Here is a 14140-nt window from a genome sequence, read left to right as displayed (position 1 = left end):
ACGACCAATCTGAATGATCTTACTGTATATTTCATGATGCAATCATTTTAATTTGCCGCTTGAGTAGTCTTTGGGGCTTAGACCCGTCACCTTTTTAAACATTCTGCTGAAATGCTCCGTACTCCCGTATCCCACCGCCTCAGCAATCTCGTAGATCTTGAGTTTGCCCTCTAACAACAACTCTTTAGCACGCTCAATCCGGTAATGGTTCAAGTATTCCGAGAAGTTAACCTGCAGTTCCTTCTGCACCAGTCTTCCCAGATAGGCGCTGTTTACCCCGAGTTGCTCGGATGCCGTTTGAAGCGTAATTTCCTCTTTGTAATGGGCTTGGACAAATTTCATTAACAGACGGACATGACTGTTACCTGTCGCCATTTCCTCGGAAATACGTCTTAATATATCAAGAAACCGGGCATTCAGCTCGGGGATCGCTTCCCGGTCGTAAAGGAATTCATTGAAACTCTCCAACAGGCTGCGGCATTTTGAACGTAAGCCATTCTTCTCCAGAAACTCACTTAGAATAAAGGAGTATTTCTCATAGAGCCTGAGCGCTTCCCTGAAGTTCTCCGGTGTGACTTCTTCCGGGCGAACCATTAACGAGTCCGCTGTCTTTATGAGCAACTGAGGGTGTGAAGCATGCAGGGCATTTCGCAGCATATCGACTCGTTCAAAGCGGTTGGGACTTGTATTGCTGGACATATTTCTCCGTTGCATCACATCTTGGTCCGTGATGAGCTTGCCCTTCCCCAGAATATAGCGAAACTGACTTGCCTCGAGCGCTTGTACATAGAGCTTCGAAACCGGGTAATGATCTTCCTTGTCCAAACTCAAGCCACCGGATATACGAATTCGAAAATATTGCTCGAGTGCCTCGGCAATCTGAGTGAAGAGGCTCTCCCAATATTCATAGGAATTATTTCCATCTGATTCCAAGCAGGCCAATACAACGAATTCTCCCGATCCGTTATAGAAGAGATCTGCCCGAACATTTCGATCGAGTAACTCCTCTACTACATTCATAGCAGCAAAAGATAGCAGCTGCTCATCCCCTCTCCATCTCATATCGAGTACATTCTGGAAATTGTCCACAACCAGGTATAATAAGGCATGCATACCAGACACATATCGGATCTCAAGATAACTCTTGCACTGCTGGAGAAACTGTTCCTCGGGCAAATGCCCGAGGCATAAGCCACGGAGCAGTTGGTCCCTGATGTATACGCGATTGCGTCTCAGCTCGTTATCCATCTCCTTGAGACGCAAGATCTCCGATTCCGACAATTCGTCCCGCTTCCCGATATTATCCAGCGCCTCCCGTTCCTGATCGAGTTGACTTGCCAGTGCAATGAGCAGTTGGGAGAGAGTCTGACGGTCGAGTTCGGTCTTCAGAATGTATTCCGAAGCACCTAGTCGCATGGCTTCCCGAACCATGTCGAAGTCATTGTAAGAACTTAACACAATGGTTTTGGCATCCAGTCCAAGCTTCTTCATTTCCCGGATCAGCTGCAAGCCATCCATATTCGGCATCTTGATATCCGAGATAACAATATCAGCGCCACGTCGCTTGAGTGCCTCAAGAGCTTGAACTCCGTCATATGCCTTCGCAACAATCTCAAAGCCCAATTGTGTCCACGGAAGTAGCTGGGCGACAGACTCTACAACCATGCGGTTATCATCCGTGATGATGATTTTCTTCATGCTCGAATTCCTCCATATTGATCTGATAAGGTAACCGAACTTCTACTCTTGTTCCTTCCCCTTCTTTACTCATTAAGGACACGCCATAGGCAGGGCCGTAATGCAGCTGCAGCCGTTGATCAACATTTTTAACCCCGATTTTATTAAGTCGATTCGAAAGCGAGTCGCCGCCATATAAGATTTCCTTCCACTTGTCTTCACTCATGCCCAATCCGTTATCTTGCACAAACAAAATAAGATCCTGAGCATCCTTGCGTGCTCCAATCGTGATTTGCGGAACTCCCGTGGCTGAATGGATACCGTGAAACAGGGCATTCTCCACCAGTGGTTGAAGAAGCATGTTGGGGACGTAACCCTCCATCAGCTCATCATCGCATTGAAAGGAAACTTGCAACTCGTCCATATACTGCATCTGGTGTATACGAATGTAATCCTTCAAGTGCATCAACTCGGTGCGCAAGCGGACCAGCCTCGCTGAACTTCCTAACGTGCGCTGAAATAAACGAGCTAGCAAGTGCAAAACTTCCGCAACCTCGTCTGCCCCCTTGGTCATTGCGAATAACCGAACAGATCCCAAGGTGTTGTTGACAAAATGGGGATTGATCTGATATTGCAGCATGTGATACTCGATTTCCCCTCGCCGCTTCTCCTCGGCAACAAGCTGAATCACCTGTTCCTTCAGCCTCACGGCCATATAGTTAAACGATTTAGCGAGTAAGTTGAATTCTTGAGTAAAGTTAGACTCAAGCTGCACATCAAAATTTCCCGACTGGATTTGTCTCATCGCACTAACCATACGGCGGACAGGATCGGAAAGCTTATGCGCGAATGACACCGAGAACAGCAACAGTAAGACAAGCAATATAGAACTCATCCAAATGGTGGATTTAGCTATGGTTCGGATTTTCGCCGTGTAGACATCCTGTGGAATAGCCTGAACAATTTGAAGCCCCCACCGGTCTAAACGGTAGTAGCCGACAATGAATTTTCTATCCTCATATTCATGCAGGAAACTCCCCCGCACCGATTGCTGCGGCAAATCCGAGAGTAGGTTCAGGGAAGGAAGGAGTCTTTCGTCTTCCTCTCCATCTGACCGGGAATAAATGTGATCGTTGCTATCGGTAATCCATGCTGACCCTGCTATTGGGTTATTCGTTGTGCGGAAGATATCTGCAAAGTTTTTTTCAGGAACGAAGATAAACACTCCCGCTGAAGTGGAATCGCTGACCTGTTGGTCCTTAAACAATCTTCTGCCAAACACATAATAGTTCTCCTTGCTTCCATTCTCCTCATTGACGGTTTGCAAGAAGCTCATCTGTATCCCGCCTCTTAAAGCCATAGCTTCCGAATAATTCACGGATTTCCCAAAGCTCCTGAGGGTATTTCCATTGAGCTCTTTGTAATTGTATACTAATTCGTTATTTTTATAGAAGGCAATTGACGCTATCGAATCTTCGTAAAGAAATAAACCGTTTAACATGGACTCCAACTTACGGTTAGCCACCCACGTTGCCAGCGAAGTCGGAGAGAACGTATTATCGAAAATGACGGCCTTAAGCTCATTATAGGAAACAAAGAAGTCCATATATCTCCTATATGTTCTCACTTGAAAGTCCAGATTCTTGCCCATCTGCTCCAATGCAGTCTCCATCGAATGGCCGGCGTTCTGCTCGGCGGCTTGAACGGATACTCGATACGAGTAGGTACTCATAATGAACATAGGTACTAACGAAATGACTATAAGCAGCGCTAATAGCTTGGAATGAAATGATCGAAGCACAGCAATCCCCCCACACTCTGATATATCTTATACGATGATAATAGCGCTTCCAATATTCATTTGTCATTACTTCATAGGCAAATACAAAAAGAAGGCGCCCAGCGTTACCCTGAAGCGGCCTTCTTACATTTAAATTACACTTCCATGGCTTGGATTCATTCAGCTTCTAGTTGTCCGCCGGGACCGTCGTGCCTATACTCAAAACACTCAATGTCTACGTGCCCTTCCTGCCCTTCATAAGTGAACAATGCAACGCGGGCGCCTTTCCAGTACCCATTCTGAACCTGGGCATTTCTCCAGAAATGCTGATAGTTCCACCCATCCAGACTATAGTAGAACGTAATCTGAGAACATAGTTGAATGGTAATTCGGAACCAAACCTCTGTTTGTATCAGCTCCGGTCCTTGAACCGCCTCTCCTGCAAGGATGCCAACGATTCCCTTCTTCCTTCCCTTGTTCTCCACATACAACTGATGCGTCTCAGGTCCGCCCATTAATGCCACTCCAGCTCGTTGATTGAATCCCATGGAGGCTGTATCGAGCTTAATCGTTATCACTCCGGATGTGCCCATGATCTTCTGAGTCAGAACATTACGAGCTCGAAGCAGGTCGATGCCAGGTTGTGTACGAAGCCTCAGATAACCTGGGCGCTCCGTTAAGGACCACGATCTGTCATCAGGATTATGGTTCCATTGCCACTGGAGTCCAAGCTGCGGGCTATCGAAGTTGTCCGATGTCTGAGGGGCGCAGATTGGATGGCTTGATCCGACCTCAGGCTTCTTCCAAACCGTAACTGGCTTGCCCGGGAAGCGATCGTTCTTGCTATAACCGATAAGCGGCCAGTCTTCGATCCATGTAACCGGCTGCAAGTGGACAATTCTACCCAACGCCCCCGTATGGGAAAAGTGCAGAAACCAGCCTTCCCCGTTCTCCAGCTCCACGTAACCTCCCTGGTGTGGGCCATTCACCCATGTGTCCTGCTGAGACAGCACAACCTGTCTCTCGTAAGGGCCATACAGGTTTCTCGAACGCGCGGCGGTCTGCCAGCCATAGGGAACAGTTCCCTCGGGAATGATTAAATAATAATAGCCATTGCGCTTATAAATTTTCGTTCCTTCGGCGCATTCGCCCTCGTAGATCGTAACGCCATCATCGAGTAGCGACTTCCCATCCGGCGTCATCCGATGGAGAATGATGGGTCCTGCCCCACATTGGCTGCGGCCCAGATAGGCTTGGCCGTCATCATCCCAGAAGGGACATGGGTCCTCCCACCGATAAGCCCTTGCCACTTCATGCAGCGGGGCCCATGGTCCAGCGGGGTTGACAGCGGTGCTCATATACAAACCTTCATCAGGTGTACAGAAATAGACGTAGAACAGCCCGTCATGAAACCGAATCGATGGAGCCCAGCTGCCTTTTCCGTACTTTTCCATGGAATCGTATTTGGAATCCATCTCGAGCCGGTCATAGACCTGCCCAATGATTGTCCAATTCACCAGATCCTTCGAATGCAACACTGGCATGCCCATGAAATGAAACTCCGAGCATACCATATAGAAATCCTCGCCAACGCGGACCACATCAGGATCGGAATAATCAGCCATCAGAACGGGGTTCCTATAGTAACCGTTGCCCATGTCCCCCCAAACGCCAACACGCTCAAGAACATCCAAACGATAATCCTGCATGCACAGTCCTCCTCCTGAGTTAATATATATCCAAATCCACTTCAATCATCCCCGGTCCCGGCACGATCTGCAGCGTCGCGGCATCGTTCATTTTCACACTTGCATATGCCTTGACCTTGATCCGCTTATTCGCAACCGAGTTTTCAATCCACTCCAAGGTTCCCTCATGATTGAATATACATCCGATCACGCTGATGAAGGTCGGCCGATAGTCTTCCATTGCCCCGTTTCCATGGATGGTAATGGGACTGTTTCTGAAGCTGCAATGAAGCAACGTAATCCTATCAATAGGCGTATTGGCTGAGAGGAATGGTACTTTATGGTCGTGAAGCACCCGAATATTCTCGAAGACAAGCTGCTCCTGCCCTGGGACCGGTGATCCCGGATAATACGAACGACTGAAGCGATCGTTGTCAAAATGTATGGAGAAGCCGATTCTGGCTTTCCGCAAATAGATATCGCGGAACGTCACATTCCGAACACCGGCGGTATAAGTGACATCTTCCTGAATCATAGCCCACTGAATCCCGTCTAATTCAACGATTCCTTGTTTATGTACGGGTTGGGTATACGATACGTAGACTGCGGCATCGGGGCACGCCTTCACTCGGTATAACCGGCCTTTGGAGACAACGGTGTCGGACTTCTGCACCTTCATCTCCGGCTCCCAATCCCTCCATGCCCCCGCCAGAATTCGACAAAAATAACCTACACCATCGTTATTCGTGAAGGAGCGGGCCAAATCGTGACAATTCTCCACCACCCCGTCTTCAATCCATCCCAGCTCTGGGTTCCCCACATCATAGTCGTGGGCATTAAGCGCAACCGCATCGTCATAGGTTTCGAAAATCCCATTGATTATGTGGAACCGCTTGCCTCTGCCCAGATGGACGCCATCTTTATCCCCCTTGATGATGACATCCCGAATGTGAAGGTCCTCGAAGGTACAGATTTGAATGCCATATTGCATCTTGCCCAGATCCATACAGCGGAATCGTTCAATGCGCAGGTCCTTGACATAAAAGAAAGCGAGCTGGCCATGCAAGCCAAATACATCGCTGAAGGTTCGAACATCCATTCCATTCACATGAATATGGAGATTCTCGATCGTTATATGCTCATCGTAGATTTTAGTCAGTGCGCCTTTATTTAGAATCACATGGGAGAAAGGCCCTTCTTCATCTGTCTTATGCACAAAAACTTGATTCCCGAACACAAGGGTGGTATAGCTACCGATATAAACCGTACGGGCCAGCTTGTAGGTGCCCGGCCGACTGACGGTAATGGTGCCTCCCTCGTCAAGCGCTTGCTGCAGCGCCTCTGCATTTTTGAGTCCGGTCGCTTCCGGACTGAATCCGTAAGTCGCAGCGTCGATAAATGTCTGCATAAAACTTCACCTCACCTTCTACTTCTTTCGAATAACAATAGCAGATTGGGCTGATTCCAAACCAGGCAGAGCGTCAAGCGTAATCCGGTACAACTGCTCCGTCTTCCAGTTAGCAATCATGCGGTGTTCGGATTCCTCTAACTTTCTTACATCGATACTTGGTGACCATATGCTAGAATCATAGGTTAATTCGTATAGGGAACCGTTTGAAGATCGCAGTTCAATTTGTTGTCTACATAGCTTGGGCTCGACGGGGACCATGAAGTGCAACTGCACTTTGCCAGGACGATGATGAAGACGGAATTCATCCCGCAGTATAACCTCGGCGTTCCCCCCTCGCTTAAGACCTATTGTTCGGTACCAATGGTCCAGTTCCGCTTCCTTAGGATATGCAGCTGCAAGATTCATCCGGAGCATAGCCTCTTCCGGCTTCATCTCGCAGGTAACGTCATGTGCCCTGTAAGTTTCCCCTTGCAGTTGCATACAGTTGTTTATAGATGGAACATTGTGGTAGGCCGACTGAAACGTCCATATGGTGTAACGCTTGTCACTGAAGGTAAGAGCCGAATAGGTGCCTACACCCGGGTCGATTCAAGAGAGGCTCTCCATCTGCATATACGATAAAATGACCGACGTCATTGTGGTTATGACTCTCGTCGTTATGTCCGCCCTTCGCCGCTATGAAGAGACCGTCCGTTGAATCTTCATGCTCCCGTACGATCATCACCTGTATATCTTTCAGCCACACCTCCTTGCTATACGGAGTATCTGTATAACGTGAATGAAGGATCTCCTTATACAAGAAAAGCGCATATAACACACGAAATGGGCTACTGAAAGGCGTAACCGTCGCACTCGGACCTTGAGCCCGCAGAGCTTCGGAAGCCAGCGCCATTAATCTGCGGTCTCCTATTCTTTGACCAAAGCCATAAGCAGTATCAACAAGAACGTCTACCCGTGAACCGCTATCTGCAAAATTTACAGCATAATGATCACTAATCACCATTTTGTATCTGAATCGGCCCATCTCTTGAATCTTGGGATCGTTGTAAATCGATAATCGCCCACCCGACGTGTGAAAGATCATTTCCAATGCGTCAAACAACGAGCCAGCCGCACGTCCCCAATAGGAGGGGCCCTCGTCACAACCACCATCTTCACCATAAGACTCTATGAAACGATTCATACTGCGGATTACCTTCAATATCCCTTGCACGCGCCGGGTGACATCTGGCTCTGACAATAGAAAGACTGCCAAGCAGTTGGAGTTGCACCATACATTCCAATTATTCACCTTCTTGTTTGGATCCTTAAATCCCATCCAATGAAAATCATCACGGGTCAGATAAACATCAAGGATGCGGCGTTTGAGTTCAATGTGAATACGATGAATAATTTCAGGTGTGTACGCATTCAAACGATCTGCAAGTAAATAAACATACCAGGCTAGGTGTGCGCCTGTTTCAGCTGCAAACAAATCAATATAAGGCTCACGAACATCCGGAAGATGCAGAGAAGGATTCAGATGCCCATTATGAGCAGGCGATCCCCAGAAGGATTCCTCGCAAATCGCCCATATTAGATTAATGATATCCTCCATGAAGCGTCCCTGATCCTCCATACATTCCGCTATGACAAGACTACTTAGCGCGCTTCGTCTATTAAAGTGAGATTGTTCGTAATCGGTACGGTTACCATTTCTCTTAAAATCCATAAAACGTACAGCCGAAGATATCGGCCAGGAATACCCCTTCCACCGCTCCGCCTCGGATATCCAAAAATCTGTTAACTCTTTAGGGAGCTGTTTCCACTTCTCCCTCTCTTGAATTTTGGGGAACGGGCTAAAGGTCATGCCAGACCCGAAAACTTGCTTAATATCTGTTTCATTGAACGAATCCATTAGCATCATCTTCACCACTTCTGTCTTAATTGGAAAAATTACGACGAACCCCCGGTTCAACATCCAGGGGCTCACATGCTTATTGTCTGTACAACTCTACCTGATCAAACGATAGCCACTGACCCGTGGCTGCCACTGAATATACGCCAACCTCGCATTGGCCGTTCGTTACTCCAATATTCGGTATGGTGATTTGTGTCCAAGCCCCGCTACTTGGAATTGTTGCAAACAGCGACGAAGCTGATCCAAAATTTTTGGCCAATAACTTCGCCGTACTCTGGCCTCCCCCAGATCTAACCCATGCCTTAAGAGTGTAAGTACCGTTCTGAAGATTTTTTACAATTTGAAACGTGTACACCTCATAAGGATTCGCATTCCAATGGGTAGCGCGGTATGTACCCAGAAATCCGCCGGTTTCCGTATAATCAGCTGCCGAGTACTGCGCATTTGGACTCCAGGTACTCCACCCCGTCACCGATTGCGTGGCAGCGCCGTCTGTTTCAAAGCTAGGATTTGTCAGTAAGTTGACCGCAATTCCTGAGCCGATCTTAACAGGCGTCTGAAACAAAGTGATTGAAGAAACGGCGTTCCCCGTTAAACTATCCCAGAAAGCTGAGTTATCCCACGCGCTCTTATGACTGGCGGTTGAGATATAGTCTGTCGGCCAAACGAGCATGCCTACCCCCTTACTTCCGGGTGCCTTAGCGATGATGTCCATCATTCTCTGGAGATAATCGTATTGGCCCTGCGTCGTATGTGCATATCCCGTTTCAGTCGGTATGTGATTGGTTGTCGTATCATAGTTCGTTTCCGTCCATGGATAGGCGGTCTCGGCGATTACGATTTTTTTATCGAAGTGATTAGCAAGATAGGTTAGATTATCATTCAAGTTCGCGAGATTGCCTTGCCAGTTTTGGTAGAAGGAGAGCGCAATGATATCAAAGTCAAGGTTGTTAGCGACGAGGCCACCATAGAACGATTGATTGTCTGTTGTGTTGTTAGCGGCGGAATGGATCATTATCTTTATGGATGGGTCGAAATCGCGAGTTGCTGCCACACCTTGCTTAAGTAGCGCGATGAAATTACTGTAGTTGGTGCTCTTCTGTCCGACTGGAAGGAGAAAGCCGTCTCGGAAGCGACCGTCGATTTCATTGCCAATCTTCACGACGCTTGGCCTCGTTCCTTGAGCATCCAAAGCCTGCAGCACTTGGGTCGTGTATTCGTAGACCTTGGTCTTGAGCGAAGCGATGTCCGAGGGCCATCCGGAAGGCAGCGAGTTGGAATAGTCATCCGAATAGAAGAAGTTGATCGATATGTGTAATCCGGCATTTTTCGCACGCATGGCAAGTGCTTTCACATCAGTCAACCCTCTGGCCCCGCTGCTCGTAAACAGGTCAAACTGGGCATAATTCGCTCCACTATCCGCCATCGTCAGGAAAGGATCCTTGGCTACACCGTTCTCCTTGTATACAAACCCGGCATTCTCTTGTTCGCTAACATGGGACATCGTGCCTCCCTTCATAAAGCTGCTGAAATCCTCCCCAGCTGCTTCCGCTGTCAGAGGACAATAGTGCCAGATCGTCAGTAGTAACGTGAACAATGAAACGGATCGAACAACCGATCTCAACCAAGCTTTGAGTGGTTTACGCATGCTTTTCCCTCCGTCGTTCAAACTTGTCCAAGGCTCCCTTGTCATTCCAATATCCGGCATCGAGTCTACCGATTAAAGGAATTCGAACATTGTCCTAACCGCTGTCCGTTCTTTCAATCCCGCAGTGTGTCCATTCATCGGTTCCCCCTAATGGCTTATACCTGTATTTAACCATTTCATCACGATGATGTGAATGATCGTACTTTTGATTTCATGATGTAAATGTACTTCTTTATAAAAAAGAGAGTCCTCTAATCGAGACTCTCCTCAGGGCCCTTCTCGCTCCATATTCCCAGACCACATCCGCAATTTCGTATACCTTGAGCGCACCATTCGTAAACAGTTCAATAGCACGTATAATCTATTCCCGATTCAAATATTCGGAGAAAACAACCCCAAGCTCCTCCTAAAACAACAGTCCCAAATAACCGCTGCTTACGCCGACCGTTCAACCTCAGATTGTAACATGATTTCCACCTTGTACACCCGATTATTCCCACATCAAATTAGGATAGCATCCCAGTTAAAACAGGTTTTAAGGCCAACATTTTTGTAATCAATTCAACCGCGACTCAGTTGAACGGCGAAGAAGAAGCGTTTTAGCTTCATTTCTTTCTATTTCCGGTACGGCAAGATGACGAGCTAGACAGGATGGAAGGAGCGAAAATGACTGTGCTTGGAATCGGGGGCCCCCTTCGCAGATCGTCAGGTATTGTGCCAGCGATCCTGTAGCAAGCAAAAAGGAATATGAACAAGGCTTAGAGTTGTCTACTTCCGAGTAAGAAAGCTTAGAGTCGCATCTAACACCCCTTACTAAGGCAAGCCATATTCGGAGGAAAACGGTCCTTATAAGGCTTATCTCGAATCGTCCTCATGAGATTTACATTCTATTACGAGCAGCTTGGTGATAAGATTGTCATACTCGCCGTATAGTTCCCAGGCGAAAATTAAAACTGCCATCATCCTCGTACTACTCGGATGTGGCAGTTTTTCGTTGAACTCACCGCTTCGCCTTATAAAACTCATGATACAACTTCATGAGCGCCCGCTTCTCAATCCGTGACACATACGAGCGGCTGATCCCCAATTCCTTCGCAATCTCCCGCTGCGTCCGCTCTTCCCCACCTAACTCCAACCCAAACCGACCAACCACAACTTCCTTCTCACGGTCATCCAAAATATCCAAATTCTTATAGATCTTACTCTTCTCGATCTTCAGCTGTACCGCATCTACGACATCGTCCGCCTCGCTGCCGAGGATGTCGATGAGCGTAATCTCATTCCCCTCTTTGTCCGTTCCGATTGGGTCATGCAGGGACACATCTTTTCTTGTCTTCTTCAACGAACGCAAATGCATCAATATCTCATTCTCAATACAACGCGCCGCAAACGTAGCCAGTTTCGTCCCTTTGTTTGGGGAAAAAGATTCGATAGCTTTGATCAATCCGATCGTCCCGATAGAGATCAAATCTTCCAAATCTTCCCCTGTATTATCGAATTTTTTGACTATATGGGCAACTAACCTTAAATTATGCTCAATCAGCTTGTTTCTGGAGTGCTCATTACCTTCAGCCATTTGCCGCAAGTGTCGTTCTTCTTCTTCCTCTGTAAGTGGCTGTGGAAACGCATTGTTTTTAACATAGGAGACAAGTAAAGTGAGCTGCTTTATTAATACAGCGATTGCGCTAAAGAATCCAGGCATTCCAGCTACCCCCTTCAGTGTGTGCGGATCTTAGCTGTTCGGAAACCTCCGCTTTGCGATTAGTATTAGTGTATGTGGGTTCCTGCCTAGAAGTGCCTGTACGTGTAGAAACAAAATAAACGGCTGTGGTGCAACCCTCTGATCCTATTATTTCACGAACAATACCTCATTGACATCCAATAACGTTCGTATTATGATAACTAAGGCGATAACAACCAGCCACATCATAATGAATCGTTCGTATATCCTCGAGGATTGGCTTGAGGGTCTCTAGAGGGAGCCATAACTTCCTAGCTACGACGGGTGCTTTTTTCAGCATACCGTGTGGCTAGGTTTTTTTGCGTCCAATATGACGTTTCCAAAGGAGATTGTTACCGTGAAAGCTTATGATTTTATCGTTGTAGGTGCAGGACCTGCAGGCATTTTTGCCTGCTATGAGATGACATTGCTCCACCCTCAAGCACGTATTCTCCTCGTCGACAAAGGCCACGATATATACAAACGCAGTTGTCCGATTCTTGAAAATAAAATCAAGCTGTGCCCCCCTCCAGCAGGCAAAAAAGACTATGCTGGCTGTCTTCCAGCTTGCTCGATCACTTCGGGCTTCGGCGGTGCAGGCGCTTATAGCGACGGTAAATTCAACATCACGACCGAATTCGGCGGTTGGATGACGGACTATTTGTCTCCGAGCAAAGTTATGGAGCTCATTCGTTATGTCGATCACATCAATCTGCAGCATGGCGCGACAGACTCGATTACCGATCCTACGACGGAAGCGGTCAAAGGTATCGAGCAGCGCTCTTACGCGGCGGGCTTGAAGTTGCTTAGAGCTCAAGTACGTCATCTCGGTACCGAGCAGAATTTGTCCATTCTGAAATCGATCTATGAGTATTTGAAAACACGCATCGATATGCAATTCAAAACGGAAGTCGAAGATATCCTTACTGTGAAACAAGGCGACAAGCATATCATCCAAGGTATTCTTTTAAAAGACGGCACTGAACTTCGCAGCAACCACGTGATGCTTGCTCCTGGGCGTGACGGATCTGCCTGGTTGACTCAGGTGCTCAAGAAGCGCCGTTTGAAAATGTCCAACAACCAAGTAGACGTTGGTGTACGCGTTGAAACGTCGGATGTCGTCATGCGTGAGATCAACGAGCATTTATATGAAGGCAAATTCGTTTATAACACGTCGGTCGGTACTCGCGTGCGCACATTCTGCTCCAATCCATCTGGGCATGTTGTCGTTGAGAATCACAGCGGCATCATGGCCGCGAATGGTCACTCTTATAAGGATCCTGCACTTGGCTCGAGCAATACGAATTTCGCCCTGCTCGTCTCCCATAAGTTTACAGAGCCGTTCGATAAACCGAATGAGTACGCGCGGGAGATATGTAAGCACGCCAATGATTTATCTAGCGGAGGCGTTATTGTGCAGAAATTCGGCGACATTATGCGCGGTCGCAGATCTACGGCAGATCGGATACGTGAAGGTTTCTTAGAGCCCACATTAGCAGAAGCCGTTCCTGGCGATCTTGGACTCGTGCTACCCTACAACACCATGAAAAGCCTCATTGAAATGATTCATGCGCTAGAAAAAGTAACACCAGGGATCGCGTCTGAACATACGCTTTTCTACGGCGTTGAGGCCAAATTCTACTCCGCTCGCCCGAAGCTCACTGAGCATTTTGAAACCGAAATCAAGGGCTTATACTGCGGCGGTGATGGTGCAGGCATTACTAGAGGACTAGCGCAAGCAGGGGCAGCAGGTGTTTGGGTTGCGCGCCATATTTCGCTCTAATTATTTCCGAGGAAATACTTGTACACTCGTCAATTTCTGAATTTATACCGACATTTTCTTCCATCTGGGATAGAAATTTGTCGGTTTTTTTAATGGGATAAACCCTTTTCATTCCATCCATAGTATGGTAAGATAATACCGTCACAAAGAATGTAAGCGTTATCATTTTAGAAGGGGGCAGACAAAATGAGTATAGCGCTCGAAGTTCAGAACACGAATACCTATGAGGATTTCATACTAGAGAAGGATATCATGTATTTCCGCGTTGGCGAACACGGACTTGTCTCTTTTCACGGGAAGAACTACCATGTCAAAAAGCGATTGAATACGGAGCAAATCCAAACGATGACCTCAAACAGCTTCTTCTTCAAAGTTAACACAGACTGCTACGTCAACACACGCAAGATTCAAAACATCCAAGATGGCAAAGTCTACTTCGAAGTTAGAGGAGCTGAATCCAAATTCACCTCCATTACGAAGCTTCGTCAACACCGTCTGAAAGAGCTCGTTCAGCAGCAGAAGGCGGAATAAAG

Annotated in this window: 10 protein-coding genes and 1 riboswitch; of the genes, 2 read left to right on the top strand and 8 right to left on the bottom strand. The window is 47.4% G+C overall.

Annotation, left to right across the window (positions count from 1 at the left end):
- Nucleotides 1–42: 42 nt before the first annotated feature.
- The 8 genes from MJB10_RS07600 to sigK all read right to left on the bottom strand — a co-directional run bounded on the left by MJB10_RS07600 (nt 43) and on the right by sigK (nt 11806).
- Entirely contained in the window at nt 43–1698 is a 1656-nt protein-coding gene (locus MJB10_RS07600; RefSeq protein WP_314803146.1) for a response regulator transcription factor, read from the bottom strand.
- Entirely contained in the window at nt 1673–3478 is a 1806-nt protein-coding gene (locus MJB10_RS07595; protein ID WP_314803145.1) for a cache domain-containing sensor histidine kinase, read from the bottom strand. Before MJB10_RS07595 ends, MJB10_RS07600 begins: the two co-directional genes overlap by 26 nt.
- A gap of 155 nt (nt 3479–3633) precedes the next feature.
- The gene (locus MJB10_RS07590) at nt 3634–5166 is read right to left on the bottom strand and encodes a glycoside hydrolase family 43 protein (protein WP_314803143.1); all 1533 of its coding nucleotides are present in this window, start codon (nt 5164–5166) and stop codon (nt 3634–3636) included.
- Between the two features lie 19 nt (nt 5167–5185).
- Nucleotides 5186–6553, bottom strand: a complete 1368-nt coding sequence (locus tag MJB10_RS07585) for a hypothetical protein (protein WP_314803141.1) — start codon at nt 6551–6553, stop codon at nt 5186–5188.
- Between the two features lie 18 nt (nt 6554–6571).
- Nucleotides 6572–6988: a hypothetical protein gene (locus MJB10_RS07580; RefSeq protein WP_314803139.1), complete on the bottom strand. Its 417-nt coding sequence runs from the start codon at nt 6986–6988 to the stop codon at nt 6572–6574.
- A gap of 112 nt (nt 6989–7100) precedes the next feature.
- A complete protein-coding gene (locus tag MJB10_RS07575; RefSeq protein WP_314803138.1) occupies nt 7101–8468 on the bottom strand; it encodes a hypothetical protein in 1368 nt (455 codons plus the stop codon).
- A 64-nt stretch (nt 8469–8532) separates the two neighbouring features.
- On the bottom strand, nt 8533–10104 hold the full coding sequence (locus MJB10_RS07570) for a glycosyl hydrolase 53 family protein (protein WP_314803136.1): 1572 nt from the start codon (nt 10102–10104) through the stop codon (nt 8533–8535).
- 1000 nt (nt 10105–11104) lie between these two features.
- The gene (gene sigK / locus MJB10_RS07565; RefSeq protein ID WP_314803134.1) at nt 11105–11806 is read right to left on the bottom strand and encodes an RNA polymerase sporulation sigma factor SigK; all 702 of its coding nucleotides are present in this window, start codon (nt 11804–11806) and stop codon (nt 11105–11107) included.
- Between the two features lie 218 nt (nt 11807–12024).
- Nucleotides 12025–12123: riboswitch (purine riboswitch) on the top strand.
- A gap of 59 nt (nt 12124–12182) precedes the next feature.
- Between sigK and MJB10_RS07560 the strand changes: the two genes are divergently transcribed.
- Together MJB10_RS07560 and MJB10_RS07555 are read left to right on the top strand one after the other, a co-directional pair.
- A complete protein-coding gene (locus MJB10_RS07560) occupies nt 12183–13607 on the top strand; it encodes an NAD(P)/FAD-dependent oxidoreductase (protein WP_314803132.1) in 1425 nt (474 codons plus the stop codon).
- A 186-nt stretch (nt 13608–13793) separates the two neighbouring features.
- Nucleotides 13794–14138: a LytTR family transcriptional regulator DNA-binding domain-containing protein gene (locus MJB10_RS07555; protein ID WP_314803130.1), complete on the top strand. Its 345-nt coding sequence runs from the start codon at nt 13794–13796 to the stop codon at nt 14136–14138.
- Nucleotides 14139–14140 lie beyond the last annotated feature (2 nt).

The organism is Paenibacillus sp. MBLB1832 (genome assembly GCF_032271945.1).
Classification (GTDB): domain Bacteria; phylum Bacillota; class Bacilli; order Paenibacillales; family NBRC-103111; genus Paenibacillus_E; species Paenibacillus_E roseopurpureus.
The sequence above is the reverse complement of the archived record's forward strand: the minus strand, read 5'-3'. Positions and strand labels throughout refer to the sequence as shown.